Below are 21140 nucleotides of genomic sequence, written 5' to 3'. Positions count from 1 at the left end.
AAAAAATTCACAGACACTTTAGCATATTTTTTGCTAAATTTTGTTTACTCGCATAAGGAACGCTGATAAAATGCGCACGCAATTCCTTATACTCAGAATTCACTTGAGAGAAGCCGCACACATGCTAAGAATTGCAAAAGAAGCCCTAACTTTTGACGACGTACTTTTAGTACCCGCTCATTCAACTGTTCTACCGCACACAGCGAGTTTGAAGACTCGTCTGACACGCGATATCGAGCTTAACCTGCCACTTGTTTCTGCGTCAATGGACACAGTGACTGAAGCACGCTTAGCGATTGCCCTCGCGCAAGAAGGCGGCATTGGCTTTATTCACAAAAACATGACCATCGAAGAGCAAGCTGACAATGTCCGTAAAGTAAAAACTTACGAAGCCGGTATTGTTACTTTCCCTGTGACAGTCACAGCAGACAAAACGATTGCTGAAACTATCGCACTTGCTGACGAAAAAGGTTTTTCAGGTTTCCCTGTAGTTGGTGCCGATAACCAACTTGAAGGCATCGTAACTAGCCGTGATATGCGTTTTGAAACGCAACTAGATAAGCCTGTTTCTTCAGTCATGACGAAAAAAGCTGATCTTGTCACTGTAAAAGAAGGTGCAGGCCGTGAAGAAATTCTTGGTCTAATGCATGAACACCGCATCGAAAAAATCTTAGTAGTTGATGATGCATTTGCACTGAAAGGCATGATCACAGTAAAAGACTACCAAAAAGCACAAGAAAAACCGAATGCATGTAAAGACGCGCAAGGTCGTTTACGTGTAGGCGCAGCTGTTGGTGTTGGTGCTGGTACAGATGAGCGTATCGAAGCACTGGTAGAAGCTGGGGTTGATATTCTGCTTATCGATACTTCTCACGGTCACTCTCAAGGTGTAATTGACCGCGTTAAAGAAACACGCGCAGCTTACCCTGAATTACAAATTGTCGCGGGTAACGTAGCAACTGGTGCTGGTGCATTGGCACTTGCTGACGCAGGCGCTAACGCAGTTAAAGTTGGTATTGGCCCTGGCTCAATTTGTACAACACGTATTGTTACTGGCTGTGGTGTACCACAAATCACTGCGATTTCAGATGCTGTTGAAGCACTTAAAGACCGTGATATTCCAGTTATTGCCGACGGTGGTATTCGTTTCTCGGGTGACATTGTAAAAGCACTTGTTGCTGGTGCTGCTTGTGTCATGGTTGGTTCAATGCTTGCTGGTACCGAAGAGTCGCCGGGTGAAGTTGAACTTTACCAAGGCCGTTACTATAAGTCATACCGTGGCATGGGATCTCTTGGTGCGATGAACCAAAAAGATGGTTCTTCAGATCGTTACTTCCAGAAGAGCAATCAAGCAGACAAGCTAGTACCTGAAGGTATTGAAGGTCGCGTTGCATACAAAGGGCCAATTGCCGCCATTATTCACCAACAAATTGGTGGGATCCGCAGTGCAATGGGCCTAACCGGTTGCGCGACGATTGCTGAGCTTAACGTTAAACCTGAGTTTGTACGTGTTACTTCAGCAGGTATGGGTGAGTCTCACGTACATGACGTACAGATCACCAAAGAAGCGCCTAACTATCGTCTAGGTTAAGCCGGCCAACGAGTGTTGAGCCCGCAAAATTTTCAGGGCTAGCAGCAGCTAGCCCTTTTTAATTCTGGTAAAGCAGGTTAGCTGTGCTTTACTAATTTTATCGTTTCCTAACTAACGAGATTATCAATGAGCAAAGACATCCATGATTCCCGTATTTTGATCTTAGACTTCGGTTCTCAATACACGCAGTTAATTGCACGTCGTGTACGTGAGATTGGCGTTTACTGTGAACTTTGGGCTTGGGATGTAACGGAAGAGCAGATCCGTGAATTCAACCCTCAGGGCATCATCCTGTCTGGTGGTCCAGAGTCGACAACAGAGGAAAACAGCCCGCGCGCCCCTGAATATGTATTCGAAGCGGGTGTACCTGTACTTGGCGTTTGTTACGGCATGCAAACAATGGCAATGCAGCTTGGCGGTAAAGTACATAGCTCTGATAAGAAAGAGTTTGGTTACGCGAAAGTTGAAAAAGTCGGTAACTGTGCACTATTTGAAGCGATTGAAGATCATATCGAAGATGGCGTTGGTCAGCTTGACGTATGGATGAGCCACGGCGATAAAGTTATTGAAATTCCAGAAACGTTTGTGACAAGTGCAAAAACTGATACGTGTCCACACGCGGCAATGTCTTGGGAAGAAAAGCGTTTTTATGGCGTGCAATTCCACCCAGAAGTAACACACACACAGCAAGGTACACGTTTACTAGAGCGTTTTGCGATTGATATCTGTGGTTGTGAAAAGCTATGGACGCCGTCACAAATCATCGAAGATGCAGTAGAGCGTATCAAAGAAAAAGTAGGTGATGACGAAGTTATTTTAGGTCTATCTGGTGGTGTTGACTCATCAGTAGTGGCGATGCTTATCCACCGTGCGATTGGTAAGAAGCTAACATGTGTATTTGTTGATAACGGTTTACTCCGTTTAAACGAAGGTCAGCAAGTAATGGAAATGTTTGGTGATAAGTTTGGCCTGAATATCATCAAAGTGGATGCTGAAGAGCAGTTCTTAAATGACCTAGCTGGTCTTTCTGATCCTGAAGATAAGCGTAAAGCAATTGGTCATACGTTCATTGACGTATTCGATGCTGAATCTAAAAAGCTGAAAAATGCTAAATGGTTAGCGCAAGGTACAATTTACCCAGATGTAATTGAGTCAGCGGCGTCTAAAACAGGTAAGGCACACGTGATCAAGTCTCACCATAACGTAGGTGGTCTGCCTGACGATATGGAAATGGGTCTAGTAGAGCCTCTACGCGAGCTGTTTAAAGATGAAGTACGTAAGATTGGCCTTGAGTTAGGTCTACCTTACGATATGCTTTACCGTCACCCATTCCCGGGTCCTGGTTTAGGTGTACGTGTACTAGGTGAAATCAAGAAAGAATACTGTGATTTACTTCGTCGTGCAGATGCTATCTTCATTGAAGAGCTTCACAAGGCGGAGCTATACCACAAAGTATCTCAAGCGTTCACTGTATTCCTTCCAGTTAAATCTGTAGGCGTAATGGGTGATGCACGTAAGTATGACTGGGTTGTATCGCTGCGTTGTGTTGAAACTATCGACTTTATGACGGCACGTTGGTCACAGCTACCTTATGACTTCTTAGGCCATGTTTCAAACCGCATTATCAATGAAATCGATGGTATCTCTCGTGTTGTTTATGATATTTCAGGTAAACCACCTGCGACAATCGAGTGGGAATAACTGCAATTAGCATCCGCTAATTGAATGAAAAAAAGGCGAATATGGTAAATATTCGCCTTTTTGTTTATAAATGATGCAAACAAACAAAAAAATGCATTTTTCCTCTTTACCTTTTCTAAAAGCTCTTTATAATGCGTCGACATTGCAGGGGCGTAGTTCCAATTGGTAGAACAGCGGTCTCCAAAACCGATGGTTGCGGGTTCGAGTCCTGCCGCCCCTGCCACTTCTTACTTTACCCACTTAATTGATTCTTTTAATACTTCCATTTAGACTCAATAAAAAAGTATTTTTACCATGCACCCGATACATGCTCAATTACTTGGTTTAACACCACTCAAACTTAAAGCGCAATATGACACACACACTGCGTCAAATGATGCCAACAGTGTTTCTGTTCCTTTGGCATTGCCTGTGCGTTTGGCTGAAGATATCGCGCTTGCGTTGAACTGTGAGAGTTTAGAGGTGATCTCGGGAGAATCAATTGCACTGCACGGTACAACACTCACTCTACCGAATGAACACTTAACCGCGACGCAAAAACAACAATTATGGCAAGTGATATATCATGCAGTATCTACGTAGCGAGGCGTTAGCCCAATTTCCAATAGCTGATATCATGCGAATTGAAAATGCGTGCCACAGTCACCCGTGGAGTGAAAAAACTCTGACCTCTTGTATCGGCGGGCGATATTTTAACGCATGCCGAGATTCTGAACAGGGGGTGGTCGGTTATTTTATTGCAGAGCGAGCAGGGCCAGACTATACCTTGATGAATATTTGTGTTGACCCAAAGCGCCAGGGGCAGGGGATAGCGACAGAGCTTATGCAAGCATTAATTCAGCAATGTCGTGATGAACAAGCTGAAAACCTATTTCTAGAAGTGCGAGCATCTAATCAAGCAGCCATTGCACTTTATAAAAAAGTAGGCCTGAGCATTATGGGGACGCGAAAAAACTATTACCCTACTGAATCAGGCAGAGAAGATGCGGTTTTAATGGGCTTAGAGTTTAAAAATTAATATTGTTGGCTTGTTATTTTACTGCTTGTAGCTGAACGTCTTCGTTTTCTAATGTGTATCGGATCGCCTGCGTAAGCTGTAGCGTTGTGTATTGCCACTGTGCTTTGTTATTCTCTTGCAGGCTGCTTTCAAGCTCTCCAGCGGCACTGTGAATATTACTAAACCCAAAACAGCCCGCACTGCCTTTAAGGCTATGAGCGAGCGCACGAAGCGATTCCCACTCTTGATTCTGATAAAGAGATTCAACCAGCTCTAGTTGCTCGGGCAGTTTTTCTAAATAATTTTGGCTGATCTGTAAGAACTTTTCGCTTTTGAGTAAATTATTCCATTTAGACGCGTTGTCGTTCGCCAATTCGAGAAACTCCAGTAATACCGCCCCGAGCTTTTCTCTGTCGATTGGTTTTCCGAGTGTTGCGTTACACCCAGCGGCAAGGTAGGTGTCTATGTCATGCTTCATAATGTTGGCTGTCAAAGCGACAATAGGGCCGTCATAGGCTGCGTGTCTGAGCATCTCAGTGGCTTCCAATCCACCCATAACCGGCATTTGCATATCCATTAAGATTAAGTCGTAATCGTTGATCAATGACATCTCCACGGCTTGAGCGCCGTTATTGGCGATGTCTGGGACCAGACCCCAAGAACTTAGCAGTAAGGAGATCAGCTCTTGGTTATCTTTGTTATCTTCGGCTAACAAAATAGTTGCTTCTAACTGGGTTTCAGCGAGCTTTTGCGAGTTGCTGGTTTGATTGTGAATATATGAGTCACAGTCTATCCATTGAATATCTTGGCTTGTGTGATTAGCAGAGATGGTGATTGTAAAAGTACTGCCATTGCCTTGTTCACTGTTTACTTGAACGTCTCCACCTAACAATTGCGCAAGATTTTTGGAAATACATAGCCCTAGTCCCGTGCCACCAAAACGCCTAGTGGTGGTGGTGTCGGCCTGTTCAAAAGGCTTAAACACACGCTCCATCTCACTTTGAGACATACCAATACCCGTATCTTTGACAACAAATACAAACTGGTCATTTTGGGTGTTAAAATCAATCCCGATAGAGATAAAGCCGTGCTCCGTAAACTTGACGGCATTGCTGGCGATATTGAGCAAGATTTGCTTGAGGCGGGTTTCATCACTGTTGAGGACTTTGGGCAGTGGAAACGCGTAATCAAGTGTTAATTCTAATTGCTTTTCTTCAGCGAGGGGCTGAATAATCGACTCAATGTCTTTTAGCAGTGGTAAAAACTCAATTTCATTTTGTTCAACAGCGAGCTTTTCGGCTTCGATTTTGGATAAATCGAGAATATTATTAATTAGCTCCAATAGGTGTTTAGAGTTTCTCAAAATGGTGTCTAAGTGCAAGTCTGCATTTTTAGCATTTGGGTTATGCAATAGCTGTTCTGTGAATCCCATAATCGCGGTTAAAGGCGTGCGGATCTCATGACTCATATTGGCTAAAAATCGGCTTTTTAGTTGGTTGGCTTGCTCGGCTTCTTTAATTGCAACTTCAAGCTGCTGGTTCATTTCTTCCAAAGCACGTGTTCTGTTCTCTACCTTTTCCTCAAGGTGGAGTTTGTAATCTTCTAATTCACCTTGGAAGTCTCTGATCTGTTTAACCATGTGATTGAAATCATCAAATAAAGTGCCAACTTCATCATCATCATGAGCAGGTAGAAAGACAGATAAATCACCATCTCCAACACGGTGGCTGGCTTCACCAAGCAGTTCTATAGGGGTAAGTAAGAGGTTACGTACCACAATGAAGATGAGCACAGGTAGTGTTACCACAGAGAGGATCACTATGAGGGCAGTGATAAGGCTAATAGCTTTGCCCGACTGATATAGAATGCTCTTTGGTATTGTCGATATATAGTAATACCCACCACTTAGCTGCGCACTGTAGGTCATGCGTTTAAGCCCATCCACAGAAGGTAAAACAATAGAATCAAGCTTACCTCTATCAGCCAATGAGCTTATTTGCGCCATTTCCTCATCGCTTAAATAACTAGAAGAAAACTGCCCATCTGAAGAGAAAAGTACTTCACCTTGTGCAGATACCAGCAGGTTCAATGTGTTGTCATAAGGCGCTTCTAATATGCTACTGCTGATAATAGAAGGGGCTACTCGAACTATGATATAGCCTTGGCGCTGAGGCCTTTTGAGGTGAAAGTTGACGCTGTAAATTTGTTGTACAAAATAGAGCTGAGTACCGTCATCTTTTGCAGGCAGCATATATTGTTGTTGGCGCAAGTTACTTTTGAGCACTTGGTCAAAAAAAGGGTAGTCGTCAGGTGCGAAGCTCAGATTGCTGGAATAAAAGGCGTGACTATTGCCTTCTGCATCAACTAAATTAATGCTGAGAATATCTGGATAGGCTTCACTGTAGCTTGCAAATACATCCATCAGCGCACCTAGGCGTTTCGTTTTTACTTGCTTTTCGTCAGGGGGAGTCAGTAAAAAGTCACTTAGTACAGGTGAGGTGGACAGCAGTTTGGTCGTTGACTGATAGATTTCCATGTAGTTGAACATTTTCTGCTGCTGTTGCTCGACAAAGCGGCTGACAATGAGCTTTGCTTGCTTTTGCGTTGAGCTAGTTACATTGGTCAGTGTAAAGCCACCGAGAAATAACAAAGGCAAAATCACAAGCGGTGTGATGTACCAAAGCAACCTGATACTGAGCTTACTGGTTTTCATCTATCCTGATATCCATATATACCTGTTACAGTCCGTCAAACTATCCATTCATTGTGCAAATAAGGATCATATGATGGCTTGCATAATTTCTCAAGTTTTTACGCCGTGTCGCGTATAGCCAAAACTGAAAAAGTGTAGCGTCGGAGCGAGTGTTGTCGATGGCTAACAAGGAAGGGCTTTGTATACAGATAGGACAAGGTACATGAGTACCCTGTCCCAGAGATGTAATTTATTTAGCGTTAAACAGTTCAATTTCAGATAGTTGTAATAAGTCGTTACCATTTGCATCGGTGGCGGTATGCGTTAGCTCAATGCGAAATTGAGAGTATGCAACATCGTTTTCAATGCGGAAGGTTTTTGTTTGATTACGTGATTCAAATTGTTGTGATTGACGAGAATCCAGTGTGTGCCATTGAACGCCGTCATTAGAACCTGACACAATCCACTGTGCAGGATCTCGTTCCGGAGCGTCATTGCCACTGGTGATACTGTATGCCTTTAAAGTGCGTGGCTGTGTTGTATTGAATTGCAACCAACCTTGTTTGGTCAGCGCGACATACTTGTTGCTGTGATCACCGTCAAAGGCACTTTGGTAGCCCTCTCCCCATTGACTAAACCCTTCGTGTTCAGCACTGGCTTCCCCACCGAGTAAAACAAAGTTTTCAAGTGTGACTGGTAACGTGGCGGTTGTTTTATCGGCTAACAAATCGATCTCTGCGATTTGAAATAAGGACTGGCCATTACTTTGGCTACCACTGTTAGTGAAGTTAAATTTAAAATGCTTGAAACTTTGAGTTGGTGCAACGCTAAATTCCCGAGTTTCCAATCTCTGTTCAAATACCTGATGTGACTGCGTGTCTATTTGGTGCCAATTAGTACCATCAGAGGATCCATATAAAGTCCAACTGCTAGGGTCTCTGCTAGGTTGGTTGTCGCCAACGGTTAAGCGATACGCACCCAGTTGTCCAGCACCAAAAGTAGAAAAGGTGATTTCAGAATGTGCATTTAAAGTGAGATATTTAGTATAGCGATCGCCATCAAAGGCATTTGTAACGTCATAGATTGGATCAGCAGGCACCGCGGTAGCACTTGCTTCCCCGCCCAATGTTATCAAACTGAGTTGCTCATCAGGAATGGCTGGGGCTTCGGGGGCAGCGCCTAAAGTAGCTTGATATTTCTGCCATAAAGTATTGATATCTTGATTTAAAATGCGTTTGAGCGCCTCTTCAAGTGTCCATTCCCAGCCTTCTTTTTGGCTAGTCAGTACCATTTGGTTTATTTTGTAGGTGAAGTCTTCGTCGTAGTTATCTTGTATCCAAGATAAAAAGAAGCCTGTATTGGTATAACCGCCGAGCCAGTTTTTCGAAGGTGAAGGGCTGCGTGTCGCATGGAAGCCTGCTCGGATCCTCACTAGATCCGCGATGCCCTCAATGATGGCATGTGCTTCATTGCCATCAGCCATTGCCCCTGTTGGGAAGTGTTGGTAGCCATGTACAAGTTCATGCCAGAAAACGCCGAGCAACTCATAGATCACTTCGTCATCGCTGGCATTGGCCAGTGATTCTGTGATGTATTTTGTACTGAATGCGATTTCCATATTGCGGCCAGAGCCCGCGCGATAAGCTAAGGTATCCATCCACTTCAGGCTAAATGTGACTGAATCAAACTCTGGTGACTCACCATAGTGTTTATATAAATACTGATTGACCTGTAGCGTTACATCGTTGATGGTTTTTTCCAAATCAGGAAAGAGTCTATGAATACGCTTATATCCTTCGCTCTGAGTATCTTCGTGGGCAAATTTAATTTCCGGATAAGCGAACCCCTGCCAAGGGTTTGCTGGGTCGACGACCTTCACCTTTTGAGTCACTGTTTCACTTTGACCATGCCAATTGTACGTCGTCAGTTCAATATTTTTGACGCCAGGAGTCTTGAATGAGACTAGCGGGTTTTTTGCTAAACTAGCGGCGGGGATACCCTGTTCAAACTGCCATTCAAAACTATTTGGTTTGTTGAGGCTAGCATCTTTAAATTCAATGGTTTCACCAACAAATACGGTATTGGAGTCACTTGTTATTCCAGCAATTGGCAATTGAGTGTTGGTAAACAAGTCTAGTTCGGCTATTTGCAAGAGATCATAACCCCAGTCATCGGTGCCTTTATGTGTTAATTCAAAACGGTAGTGTTGGTATGGCTGTTCTTCTGACAATTGATAGCTTTTTTGCTCGAAGCGTTTACTGAACACTTGCTCGTTACGCTGATCTATTGTTTGCCAGTTTTCACCGTCGTTAGAGCCTTTTAGTGTCCAGTTGTGAGGATCTCGACCCGGTGCGTCATTCGCTGAGGTAAACTGATATTGGGTGAGGCTTTGTGGCTGCGCTAGCGATACTTGGATCCAGCCTTGTGGTTTAAGCGTCACGTATTTGGTACGAGGATCGCCATCAAATGCATTGTTTAGGGATTCACCGGCTGGTGATTCTGCTTTTTGCTCATTCAGAATAATGTTGTGGCCAATTAAACTCATTTGTGAAATTGGATCGTTCTTTTTATCGTGTGCTATTTTCTCCCATACTTGGCTTGCACCCGGCACTTCGTTTAATGTCCACCACTTAGCTTTAAAAACTTCTCCCTTGTACGCTACCACTTGTCCCTTTGTATAAACTTGTGCATGCAGCCAAGGGTTAGATACCTCACCTTCGTCATTAATAAATTGCACAAACTGCCAAGCGCCCGACGTGTTGGTTGCTGGTAAATCTCCTTCTGACCACCATTTAGCCTTATATACAGCACCTTGGTAGGTAACTCGCTGGCCTTTTTTGTAACTTATTTTATCTTGCCACTCATTGAGTTCAGTTTGTTGAGTATGTTGATGTGTATGTCCTGAATGTGCGTGTATTGATGTCGATTGAATAGCAAGTGCTAGAGCACACAGTGCAAATCTTCTCATGACTAACTCCCATTATCTTGATTGTTTTTATTTGGAACGTTCCATTTATTATTGGCACAAAATTGCAGCAATTCAAAGTTTTATTTTAACTTCTAAACTTTAGCTAAGAACTTAGTAACAGGTGAGATTGAGGAGGTAATAAAAAAGCCGGGCTATCCGGCTTTAGGTATCGCTTTCAAACGGTATTAGCTGTCTGCACGACCCATGAATTTAACTTCGGTGGTATTGATTTTGATTTTATCACCCGTTGAGATGTGCTCCGGAACTTGTACGATTAGCCCCGTGGTCAGTGTTGCTGGTTTAGTGCGAGCACTGGCTGAAGCCCCCTTGATAGAAGGTGATGTTTCTTCAATCACAAGTTCTACACTTGACGGTAAATCAACTGATACTGGACTGCCTTCAACAACAACGACTGATAGGCCTTTTGTATCTTCGTTAATGAATAATACCTGCTCAGAAATAGCTTCTTTATTTAGGTGATAAGGCGTGTAGTCCTCTTCATCCATAAATACATACTCTTCGCCATCTACGTATGAAAACATAGCAGGGCGACGGGTTAGATCTGCCAGTTTCAGCATTTCTTCAGCTTTGAATGTTTCATCTACTTTGCCGTTATTTACGACATCGTACATACGCATGCGGTAAAGACTACCACCTGCACGACCTTGCGGTACCGAGCGCTCGATATCACGCACAATCATAACTCGACCATTGTATTCAATCGCCGCATGTTTTTTTATTTCACTGGCCTTTGGCATAGTAATTCCCAATTTATTTTGTTTTGCAGAAAACTAGCATGAAGCTCTGCCAACGCCAAGCCCCGTAGGTATTTTATTGTGTTTTAAAGGGGTGATAGGATAGGAGTGAAGGTCATGATATTCATCTTATCGTGACTATGACTGTTGCGATAAGGACACTGTATGGATAAATGTTTGAATTTTAGTTGTCGCTGCTCCAAAGTGTGTGGCACCGTATCTTATGGAAATCGGCTATTTCATAATCGTGTGGTTTGTTATTGTGATGATTGCCAGAAATTTGTAAGGCACCTTGGGCAAAATCAAATGCTCAATGAGTATGGCGGCTCAGACGTTTTTCAGGTTAGCTCATCGCAACTTGAGGTGCACCAGGGAAAACAGCAAATAGCTTGCCTTAAGGTGACAAAAGGCGGTGTTCACCGCTGGTTTGCTGCATGTTGCAATACACCGTTGGGAAATACCGTGAATGCACGTTGGCCTTTAGTAGGACTGTTGCAAGGTTGTATTGAAGAGGATCTAAACGAGACAGTTGGGCCACCTATTGGCAGCGTTTTCTGCAAGTTTGCCAATGCTGAAATTCCAGCCGAAATTAAGGGGCAATGGTCTCACAAGCGTGTTGTTGTGCATTTAGCATTTAAAATAGCGCTCTGGCGTTTACTTGGAAAAGGCAAGCCTAGCGAGTTTTATCAACAAGGCAAGCCGATCGCACAACCGTATTGCCTTGCTGATGATGAAAAACAACGCTAAAGCGCATACAGTGATGCCATTTCGTAGTAGGTTAAACCGAATTGTTTTTTGAACCAGCTGTTTACAAATTCATGCTGTGGAGAAATTTTGCCACAGCGCAGAATGTATTCACCATAGTGCGCACCGATTAAGCCATTGCAATGAGTTTCGACCCAGATACGATCTAGTTGTGACTTAAAATCTTGCTGTAGCGCGTCCAGTTGTGTACTTAATTTAGAGTCAACATCTAGAAAGGTAGCTTTAACAGGTTTGATTTTGAGTTGTGGAAAATCCGCTTGGTGGCTTTGCGTATAGTGAGTTTGGCTGTCGTCCACTCGAAACTCTATTGGCTGAGCCGCAATGGTGCCTTCATATTTTGCATCGACACTAAATTGCTCGGTAAATTCGGTGACTGGGTAGTTGTAGGCTTTTTTTACTTCTACATCGAGTTTATCCGATGGATCGTTTGGATTGTGACGTTCTTCAACAATGGTAAAGTGCTTCTGGCGATTGACCAGTTTAGCGTCTCTGATATGCTCCAACCTCGCATCAAATTTGAGTCTAAAAGTCTGTTGTCCGACTGGGCTATACCATAGGCTTTCTCTGAATATTTGCTTTAATTCAGAAGACGCTGTCTGTAACGAGTTCGCCTGTCGGCTAGTACGGTGCAAATTGACGTTGAATCGCGGTGTCAGTGCGATACTTGAATAGCGGCTTGGATCTTGGGTCATTGGAGTGAAGTTTTGTGGTAGATCCCATGCCATGCAGTATTTTTCAGTAAATTGGCGTAAATAAAAACGCGTGTTATTTGCCTGTGTGAACATACGAGTACACAGGGCATGTGCCTTATTTTGCAACGGAACACGATATGCCGAAAATTGATTGTGCAGCTGCGCGTTGCCGATTAAAAATGAATAGCGATGTTCAAAAAAGCGGAATTGATCTGGAAAGCGGGATTGGCCCAATTGTTCGGCACGTTGCTTCAACCACAATGTAGCATATTCAATTTCTTCATTCTGAGTATTGGCGATGGGCCCAAGTGGCTCTACTTGCCATTCAATTTGATTGCGTAATAATGACTCTAATTTCATTGCTGCGCCAGTCGGGTTGCCTCCTAAGCGCAACATTCGAACGTCGATCAAACCTTTATCTAATATTTTATTACGGGCCTGTAGTAGTCCTTTTTGTGCATCAATATTGTGCGGATCTTCAACCAATGCTTGCTCATAATATTCAGCTGATTGTGAATACATTCCTGCTTCAAATAAGTTATGTCCTTTTTCAACAAGGCTTTTACAACCACACAGTGCCAATGTCAGCACTGACAACACGAATATTTTTCTCATTTTATTATCATCCTTTTAATATCAATGAGTTGGCTTAAAGTCATGGCTGTCATTCGCGCACGCTTCTAGCAATCATTTTAATACAAAGTGAGCGAGTTTCTTCATTGTGAGAATACAAACTATTTAGCGTTTTATAGTAATTGGTATTGTGTACCTATGTCTAGGACTGCGGGTTAACTTTAGTTTACAAAGGAGGGTGATAATTGTACAGGTTTGGCTGGGGGAATGGGTCTCGCAATGACCCATTCAAGTGCTTTATCTATATGGTGGCTAGTATGTCAGATACTTTTGCTACCACTTGGTCGCTGAGTGTGTTGATAAAAAAGTGATCGCCATTAAAAGCGTGTTGCTGAATTGGCAAGCTTGACAGCGACTGCCACGCATCAAGTTGAGCTTGTGATATATCAACGTCATCGTGACCAAAAAAGACATCGATAGGCAGTGGGAGAGGGTGTGGCTCAGCCCGATAACAATCTGCGATTTCGAAATCAGCGCGTAGCAGTGGTAAAAACAGATCCATTAGTTCGGCATTTGCCAGAATTTCTTGTGGTGTACCATTGAGTTCACGAAGTTTTTTGATGAACTCTTGCTTAGGTAAATGGTAAATAGGTTGTTTCTGGCCGGCTAAATGTGGTGCTCGACTAGCTGAGGCTATCATTTTAACTGGCAGCGTTTTGTTTGCTTTTTGCAAGGAGTAAGCAAGTTCATAGGCGACACGGCTACCGAGACTATGACCAAAAAACACACATGGCTTTTGAGTAATAAAGTCGCTTTGTTGCATTAGCTCTTCAATAATTAAGTGCATTTTGTCATGGGGGGGCTCCATGAGCCGGGCACCGCGTCCGGGTAACTGGACAAGGACTATTTCAATATGAGCGGGTAATTTATCTAACCAAGGTATAAAAATGCTTGGAGCACCGCCTGCGTAAGGAAAGCAGAAAAGTCGAGTGGTTGCCTGAGGGTTAGGCTTTGGCGTTGTAAATAGTTTTGTAGTCATTGAATATTTTTTATTATTGGTTATGGATATCTATCCTAACAATTTAAATAAAATTGTATAGGGGCCGCAGCGTTCAAGCGGGTATATCAAAGAGGCCAAGTTTTTATATCCAGAAAATCGCTTAATGAATGTTGATGGCGGCATATGTGGAACGTAACATGAGATTGGTCAAGGTTAGAAATGCCGCAGTTTTTCGTCAATTTATGTGCCGATAAGTTGTTAAAATAGTCAGGATCAGAGACAATATGCGGATATGTGTTCACAGCTGAGTGTTATCAGTTAATAGTCACACTCAGATAAGCCAAAAGTAGAGTTTTCAATGTCAAACAACAGTATCCAGCAAGAAGTATCGCTTCGCCGTACTTTTGCCATTATTTCTCACCCGGATGCGGGTAAAACCACCATAACAGAGAAAGTACTTTTATTCGGAAAGGCGTTACAAAAAGCCGGTACGGTAAAAGGTCGTGGTTCAAACCAGCACGCAAAATCTGACTGGATGGAAATGGAAAAAGAGCGTGGTATCTCGGTAACAACCTCGGTGATGCAGTTCCCGTATAATGATGCATTGGTAAACCTACTAGATACCCCGGGACACGAAGATTTCTCTGAAGATACTTACCGTACACTGACTGCTGTTGACTCATGTCTAATGGTAATCGATGCGGCAAAAGGTGTTGAGGATAGAACTCGTAAATTAATGGAAGTTACTCGCTTACGTGACACGCCAATCGTGACTTTCATGAACAAGCTTGACCGTGACATCCGTGACCCAATGGAAGTGATGGACGAAGTCGAAACAGAACTGAATATCATGTGTGCACCTATCACTTGGCCAATCGGCTGCGGTAAAGAATTTAAAGGCGTGTACCACATTCATCGTGATGAAACGATTTTATACGCAACGGGTCAAGGCCATACTATCCAAGAAAAACGCATCATTAAGGGCTTAGACAATCCAGATCTAGATGTCGAAATCGGTGATGAGTTAGCCGAGCAGCTCCGTGAAGAGCTAGAGCTGGTGATCGGAGCATCAAATGAGTTTGATCATGAGTTATTTTTATCGGGTGAGCTAACACCAGTTTACTTTGGTACAGCATTAGGTAACTTTGGTGTTGACCATATGCTTGACGGTTTAACAGAATGGGCGCCAACGCCAATGCCACGTCAAACTGAAGAGCGTGAAGTAAAAGCTGAAGAAGAAAAGTTCTCAGGCTTTGTATTCAAAATTCAAGCGAATATGGACCCCAAACACCGTGACCGTATTGCTTTTATGCGTATCGTATCGGGTAAATATACTCAAGGTATGAAGATGGACCATGTACGTATTGGCAAAAAAGTCAGCATCTCCGACGCGGTAACCTTTATGGCGGGTGATCGTGAGCGTGCTCAAGAGGCATATGCTGGTGACATCATTGGCTTGCATAACCACGGTACAATCCAAATCGGTGATACCTTCACGCAAGGTGAGAAGCTGAAATTCAGTGGTATACCAAATTTCGCGCCAGAATTATTCCGTAGCATTCGTTTAAAAGATCCGCTTAAGCAAAAGCAGTTATTAAAAGGCTTAGTGCAGCTGTCAGAAGAAGGTGCGGTACAGGTATTTAGACCTCTACAAAATAACAGTTTAATCGTAGGTGCGGTCGGTGTGCTTCAGTTTGATGTGGTTGTAGCGCGCCTAAAAGCTGAATATAACGTAGATGCAATTTACGAAAGCGTGGCAGTACAAACAGCCCGTTGGGTGACGTGTGACGACGATAAGAAGATGGCTGAGTTTAAACGCAAGTGCGAAGCAAATTTGGCCCTTGATGGTGGTGATAACTTAACTTACATTGCACCTAGCCGTGTAAATTTAAACTTATCAATGGAACGCTATCCTGATGTTAAGTTCCATCATACACGTGAACACTAATAAGCGCTTAAATTGAATTTAACCTTGCTGGCTTGATGGCTGGCAAGGATCACAGGATAACAAATGAATATCAAAACTCTATTAATAGAAAAAGCCAATACCGCGATGCAAGCTGCGGGCATTCCTGAAGGCACAAACCCTGCGGTTACACAATCTACTCGCCCGCAATTTGGTGATTACCAAATCAATGGTGCAATGGGCGCCGCAAAAGCGCTCAAAACGAATCCGCGTGAAGTTGCACAAAAGATCATTGATAACTTAGATATCGACGATGTTGCTGCAAAAACTGAAATTGCAGGCCCTGGTTTTATTAATATTCATCTAAAACCAGAGTTCTTAGCATCAAGCTTAGAATCAGCCAACCAAGATGCAAAGCTTGGTGTAGCAGAACACGTGACCCCACATAAAGTCGTTGTGGATTACTCATCGCCAAATCTGGCTAAAGAAATGCACGTTGGTCACCTGCGTTCCACCATCATTGGTGATGCCGTTGTGCGCGCCCTTGAGTTCCGTGGTGATAAAGTTATCCGTCAAAATCACATGGGTGACTGGGGTACTCAGTTTGGTATGTTGATCGCACACCTTGAAGATTTACTTGAGCAAGGTATTGATCTTGAGGCGGTGGCACTGGCTGATTTAGAAAGCTTTTATCGTGATGCGAAAAAACGCTTTGATGATGAAGAAGGTTTTGCTGATAAAGCCCGTGACTATGTTGTGAAATTACAAGGTGGCGATGCGCACTGTGAAAAATTGTGGCAGTTATTCATCGACACCTCGGTGAAGCACTCTGAAGAAGTGTACAAAAAACTCAATGTGACATTGGGACGCGAAGACATCAAAGCGGAAAGTGCTTATAACGATCGTTTGAACGGTGTTATTGAGTTACTTAAAGAAAAAGGCATTGCGGTAGAAGACCAAGGTGCGCAAGTAGTATTCCTTGATGAATTAGCGAATAAAGATGGTGAGCCATCGGTATTCATCGTACAAAAATCAGGTGGTGGCTTCTTATACTCTACAACAGATTTAGCTGCGTGCGATTACCGTTCAAATGAGCTTGACGTTGACCGTATCTTGATTTTTGTTGATGCACGTCAGGGTCTTCACTTCAATCAAGTTGAGATCACAGCGCGTAAAGCCGGGTTTTTGAAAGACAAAACCAGCTACGAACCAAGTCTTTTTGGTACTATGATGGGTGACGATGGTAAGCCGTTCAAGACACGTACAGGTGGTACGATTAAGCTTGCTGATTTGCTAGATGAAGCCGTGAGTCGTGCAGCAGACAAACTGGCGGAGCGTGCCTCTGAACTCTCTGAAGAAGCGCGCGCAGAAATTGCCCGCAAAGTAGGTATTGGTGCAGTTAAATATGCTGATCTGTCAAAGCATCGTACAAGCGACTACATCTTCAATTGGGACACCATGCTGAGCTTTGAAGGTGCAACAGCCCCATATCTTCAGTATGCATATACTCGTGTTAAAAGTATTTTCCGTAAAGCTGCGGTCAATAGCGATTCATTGAACGGTCAGATCATAATTGCACAGCCACAAGAAAAGGCTTTGGCTCTTAAGTTATTGCAACTTGAAGAAGTCCTTGATCTAATGATCAATGAAGCGACGCCACACGTATTGTGTGGATACCTATATGAACTTGCCAGTTTATATATGTCGTTCTACGAAGCATGCCCGATTTTGAAAGATGATGTGGCAGAGCAAACGAGAGAGAGTCGTTTGCTACTATGTAACTTAGTGGCAAAAACACTACACACAGGCTTAGACCTATTAGGCATTGAAGTAATGGAGCAAATGTAAGCTCCATTGATTGGTTAATGTTGTAAAAGCCGCCACTTTAGGCGGCTTTTTGTTTACTGATGAGAGTAAGCACCTTTTTAATATGCTAAGGAATCGCCAAGATGAAATTAGATGATATCCGCAGAGAGTATGTGCAGGATGGGTTGCGTCGAGAAGCGCTTAAAGATAATCCAATTGAACAGTTTGAAATTTGGCTACAACAAGCCGTTGATGCAAAGTTTACAGCGGATCCAACTGCCATGGTTGTGGCAACGGTGGATGCACAAGGCCAGCCGTCACAGCGTATTGTGTTGTTGAAAAACCTGGATCAAAATGGCTTTGTATTTTTTACCAACACGGGTTCAAAAAAGGCACAAGATTTAGCTATCAATAACAAGATATCTCTGCACTTTCCATGGCATGCAATTGAGCGACAAGTGATTGTATACGGAGAAGCTCAGCCGTTAAGTACCGCTGCTGTGGCGAAATACTTTTTGTCTCGCCCTAAAGAGAGTCAGCTGGCGGCGTGGGCATCTCAACAATCCCGTCCAGTTTCGTCTCGACAAGCTTTGATGCAAACATTCCAAAATATGAAAAGTAAGTTTGCTAAGGGTGATATTCCACTACCGGACTTTTGGGGCGGGTATTGTGTTGTGCCTCATAAAATAGAGTTCTGGCAAGGTGGAGAGCATCGACTTCACGACCGTTTCATGTACGTAAAACAACCAGATGACAGCTGGTCGATTGAACGTCTAAATCCGTAAATGCGATTTATCGATAGCCATTGCCATTTAGATTTTGCAGAGTTTGCCGACAACATCACTCTGCAAATTGCAGACGCTGCGTCTTTTGGCATCGAAAAGCTGATTGTGCCAGGAGTTTCTCTGGCACAGTGCAAACGTTTAATAGATTTTCAACAAGTGTATTCGTGCTGCCATATTGCGTTTGGTCTACACCCATATTTTTTGACACCAGATAGCCGCCAAGAAATGGCGCAGTTGGCTGATTTGGCAACACGCCATAGAGAGAGGTTGGTGGCCATTGGCGAGTGCGGTATTGATAGTCAATGTGCAGATCTGCCCCTACAACAGGCAATTTTTACTGATCACATCCAACTGGCTAATACGTTAGAGTTGCCCTTGATTGTGCACCATCGCCAAAGCCATCATCTAATTGCGCAATCATTCAAGCAAACAAAACCTAAGTTTGGTGGTGTGATCCATGCCTTTTCGGGTTCTCGGCAACAAGCTCAATATTATGTCAATTTAGGGTTTAAACTTGGTCTGGGTGGTACTATCACCTATCCGCGGGCGAAAAAGACCCGAGATGTGGTGAGTGCATTGCCATTGTCTAGCTTTGTAATTGAAACTGATGCGCCATCAATGCCCGTTTTTGGCTATCAGGGGCAGATCAATACGCCAGCGCGGTTGATGGATGTTTTTAAGCATGTATGCCAATTACGCAGTGAACCTAAAGAAGAAATTGCGTTGTCACTTTACGCGTCGTCATGTGAGCTTTTTTCAATTTGATATTCGTTTTAATCGGTAAGCTCGATATGATAAGTGCAAAATGACAGACAGGAAGTCATGATTCGTTGTCTTCCTCATCTTCCATCAAACTGGCTTCTTGCGCGCCTTTTTTTATTTGCTTTTTGACATCACGGCGAGTTAGCGCTCGGCCTATTTGCCAAGTAAATACGCCGACAATAAGCAACATTAATAGTACGATTCGGCCCAGTTGATGGAAGTGTTTATGACTTTCACTCATGGCTGCGTCGGTAAGATATTCTATGCTGACAAAGCCGATAGTTTGTTGGTTGTCTACAATCTTTCCAACGATGGCATCTTTGCTTGGATTGATGCCAGCTAACCCGTCAGGCAAACCTTTAAATTCAGGCGCCTCGGTCATGCCGTCGTTGCCTATCAGAAATAGACCACTTTGGTTATACACAGCAACAGAGAGCACGTACTGATCGCTGGCCAAGTGGTTGCTCATGGCTCTGAGCCTTGGTGTGTCCATACGCGACAGTGGCTCAGCGGCATTGAGTGCAAATTGTTGGACCAAGCTTTGCCCTGTGTGATTAGCATTGGTATGCAGCAACTGGTGAGAGCGAAAACTGGTATTGGTTGCTATCCACAGTAGCGCGAGCAAGCAGCCTGCTGCAATCGTGAGTCTCAGTAAACGTTTACTTTGTGAAGATTTTAAAAAAGCATGTGCTTGTGTATTTTTCATAGTTACAGGTTGTTGGCTGACATTATTTTCATTAGATGTTAAAAAGAGCCTATACCGTTATTAGGAGTGCTCAATGCCAATGCAAAATATCATTGATGTCGACCAATTCGATGTCCGCCCTGTTGAAAATCAACTTACCTTATCAAAGTGGTACGAATTTGGAAATGCCCAATCTGCTAAAGAGAGTGGGTTAACAGAGGCCAAGTCGCAATACATCGTTTTATTTGGCGCTAGTGTCACGGGTACCTCGTTGGTGCAATTTATCGACATGCTTTCATCAGAGCACTTAACGTTTATCAGTCTGTGTGCTTTTAAAGCCCACGATGATCTGCCAATTGGCATCGCAATAGAAGTTTGCTTGCAACACCTTGATGAATTATCCAAAACGGCTGTCCGGCAAGCGGCTCAGACAGTGGGGTGTCAAGGGGCAATATTACCTAGTTTGCCTCAACTACTTAAACCTGGGCTGTTGGTGATGGATATGGACTCAACAGCGATTGAAATAGAGTGTATTGATGAAATAGCCCGTCTTGCAGATGTATATGACGAAGTGGCCTCGGTAACCGCAGAAGCAATGGCAGGCAAATTGGCATTTAGCGACAGTTTGTATAAACGCGTAGCGAAATTAAAGGGTATTGAGCTGAGCTTGATTTCCCCACTTAAAGAAGATCTGCCTTTGATGGCGGGGATTAAACCTTTATGTGAAATACTAAAGTCGCACGATTGGCGATTGGCAATTGCTTCCGGCGGGTTTACTTGGTTTGCAGAGGCATTGCAGGTTCGATTGGGGTTAGATCATGTGTTTGCCAATACTCTAGAAATTGAAGATCAAAAGTTAACTGGTCGAGTTATTGGTGAGGTAGTTGATGCTGATAAAAAGGCGCAAGTACTAGAGAGTTTGCGCAGCCGTTACGATATTGGTGCGGGGCAAACCTTAGCCATTGGTGATGGTGCCAATGATTTAGTAATGATGGCGGCGGCCGATTTAGGGGTGGCTGTACATGGTAAGCCGAAGGTTGTGGAGCAAGCGGATGCTGCAATTTGTGATGGGTCTTTACTGCAGTTACTGTACTTTCTAACAGTGCCTATGCCTGATGGAATTAAATCATAATGTACACACCAAATATGGGTTTGTATCGATAGAATTGGTAGCGACTCACATACTTGGGTTGAAAAAATAACAACAAAACAACAAAACAACAAAACAACAAAACAACAAAACAACAAAAGGATAGTAACGATGAAAATTAAACTTATCAAAAAAAACCTCAAAGCACTTAACGATGATAAAGTGCTTGCATCACACAAAACCAAGGCTGTTGGTGGTGGAGTAAGTGACTTTGTTTGCAGTGGTATCGAAGCATGCGACGTCGTCATTAAGTAAGCTAGTCTTAAGCTGGAAGCGGTGTGTTTCGTTATGAAATAGACCTTGCTTCCAGCG

General features: G+C 43.4%; 17 protein-coding genes and 1 tRNA gene. 12 read left to right on the top strand and 6 right to left on the bottom strand.

Annotated elements, in window-relative coordinates; translation table 11 throughout:
* Nucleotides 1-121: 121 nt before the first annotated feature.
* From guaB to rimI, 5 genes are all read left to right on the top strand, one after another.
* Nucleotides 122-1591 (top strand): IMP dehydrogenase, encoded by a 1470-nt coding sequence (guaB, locus tag N483_RS08695; protein ID WP_036976873.1) that lies wholly within the window; start codon nucleotides 122-124, stop codon nucleotides 1589-1591.
* Nucleotides 1592-1717: 126 nt separating this feature from the next.
* Nucleotides 1718-3292 carry a glutamine-hydrolyzing GMP synthase gene (gene guaA, locus N483_RS08690; protein WP_023400782.1) on the top strand — a complete coding sequence of 525 codons (1575 nt, stop codon included), beginning with the start codon at nucleotides 1718-1720 and terminating at the stop codon, nucleotides 3290-3292.
* Between the two features lie 146 nt (nucleotides 3293-3438).
* Nucleotides 3439-3515 (top strand) — tRNA-Trp (locus tag N483_RS08685).
* A 71-nt stretch (nucleotides 3516-3586) separates the two neighbouring features.
* A complete protein-coding gene (locus N483_RS08680; RefSeq protein WP_023400783.1) occupies nucleotides 3587-3874 on the top strand; it encodes a hypothetical protein in 288 nt (95 codons plus the stop codon).
* The gene (rimI, locus tag N483_RS08675; protein WP_023400784.1) at nucleotides 3858-4310 is read left to right on the top strand and encodes a ribosomal protein S18-alanine N-acetyltransferase; all 453 of its coding nucleotides are present in this window, start codon (nucleotides 3858-3860) and stop codon (nucleotides 4308-4310) included. Before N483_RS08680 ends, rimI begins: the two co-directional genes overlap by 17 nt.
* Nucleotides 4311-4323: 13 nt before the next feature.
* Here rimI and N483_RS08670 read toward each other — a convergent pair whose 3' ends face one another.
* From N483_RS08670 to yeiP, 3 genes are all read right to left on the bottom strand, one after another.
* A complete protein-coding gene (locus tag N483_RS08670; RefSeq protein WP_023400785.1) occupies nucleotides 4324-7002 on the bottom strand; it encodes a hybrid sensor histidine kinase/response regulator in 2679 nt (892 codons plus the stop codon).
* A gap of 229 nt (nucleotides 7003-7231) precedes the next feature.
* Entirely contained in the window at nucleotides 7232-9949 is a 2718-nt protein-coding gene (locus N483_RS08665; protein WP_023400786.1) for a basic secretory protein-like protein, read from the bottom strand.
* 185 nt (nucleotides 9950-10134) lie between these two features.
* Entirely contained in the window at nucleotides 10135-10707 is a 573-nt protein-coding gene (gene yeiP / locus N483_RS08660) for an elongation factor P-like protein YeiP (protein WP_023400787.1), read from the bottom strand.
* Nucleotides 10708-10869: 162 nt separating this feature from the next.
* Here yeiP and N483_RS08655 point away from each other — a divergent pair, with 162 nt between their 5' ends.
* The gene (locus tag N483_RS08655; RefSeq protein ID WP_023400788.1) at nucleotides 10870-11451 is read left to right on the top strand and encodes a DUF6151 family protein; all 582 of its coding nucleotides are present in this window, start codon (nucleotides 10870-10872) and stop codon (nucleotides 11449-11451) included.
* Here N483_RS08655 and N483_RS08650 read toward each other — a convergent pair.
* Nucleotides 11448-12776 (bottom strand): hypothetical protein, encoded by a 1329-nt coding sequence (locus N483_RS08650; protein ID WP_023400789.1) that lies wholly within the window; start codon nucleotides 12774-12776, stop codon nucleotides 11448-11450. The two genes, N483_RS08655 and N483_RS08650, sit on opposite strands and share 4 nt — an antisense overlap.
* A gap of 259 nt (nucleotides 12777-13035) precedes the next feature.
* A complete protein-coding gene (locus N483_RS08645; protein WP_023400790.1) occupies nucleotides 13036-13773 on the bottom strand; it encodes a thioesterase II family protein in 738 nt (245 codons plus the stop codon).
* 319 nt (nucleotides 13774-14092) lie between these two features.
* Between N483_RS08645 and prfC the strand changes: the two genes are divergently transcribed.
* The 4 genes from prfC (at nucleotide 14093) to N483_RS08625 (ending at nucleotide 18996) form a co-directional block, all read left to right on the top strand.
* Nucleotides 14093-15682, top strand: a complete 1590-nt coding sequence (prfC, locus tag N483_RS08640; protein ID WP_023400791.1) for a peptide chain release factor 3 — start codon at nucleotides 14093-14095, stop codon at nucleotides 15680-15682.
* A gap of 63 nt (nucleotides 15683-15745) precedes the next feature.
* Nucleotides 15746-17488 carry an arginine--tRNA ligase gene (gene argS, locus N483_RS08635; protein WP_023400792.1) on the top strand — a complete coding sequence of 581 codons (1743 nt, stop codon included), beginning with the start codon at nucleotides 15746-15748 and terminating at the stop codon, nucleotides 17486-17488.
* 101 nt (nucleotides 17489-17589) lie between these two features.
* Nucleotides 17590-18231 (top strand): pyridoxamine 5'-phosphate oxidase, encoded by a 642-nt coding sequence (gene pdxH, locus N483_RS08630; protein WP_023400793.1) that lies wholly within the window; start codon nucleotides 17590-17592, stop codon nucleotides 18229-18231.
* Entirely contained in the window at nucleotides 18232-18996 is a 765-nt protein-coding gene (locus N483_RS08625; protein WP_023400794.1) for a TatD family hydrolase, read from the top strand.
* Between the two features lie 55 nt (nucleotides 18997-19051).
* Here the strand turns inward: N483_RS08625 and N483_RS08620 are convergent, their stop codons facing one another.
* Nucleotides 19052-19699, bottom strand: a complete 648-nt coding sequence (locus tag N483_RS08620; protein WP_023400795.1) for an AhpA/YtjB family protein — start codon at nucleotides 19697-19699, stop codon at nucleotides 19052-19054.
* Between the two features lie 79 nt (nucleotides 19700-19778).
* Between N483_RS08620 and serB the strand changes: the two genes are divergently transcribed.
* Nucleotides 19779-20810 (top strand): phosphoserine phosphatase SerB, encoded by a 1032-nt coding sequence (gene serB, locus N483_RS08615; RefSeq protein ID WP_036976877.1) that lies wholly within the window; start codon nucleotides 19779-19781, stop codon nucleotides 20808-20810.
* Between the two features lie 129 nt (nucleotides 20811-20939).
* Nucleotides 20940-21083, top strand: a complete 144-nt coding sequence (locus tag N483_RS26910) for a hypothetical protein (RefSeq protein ID WP_023400797.1) — start codon at nucleotides 20940-20942, stop codon at nucleotides 21081-21083.
* The last annotated feature ends 57 nt before the right edge of the window (nucleotides 21084-21140 follow it).

The sequence above is a fragment of the Pseudoalteromonas luteoviolacea NCIMB 1944 genome (genome assembly GCF_001625565.1).
Lineage (GTDB): Bacteria > Pseudomonadota > Gammaproteobacteria > Enterobacterales > Alteromonadaceae > Pseudoalteromonas > Pseudoalteromonas luteoviolacea_F.
The sequence above is the reverse complement of the archived record's forward strand: the minus strand, read 5'-3'. Positions and strand labels throughout refer to the sequence as shown.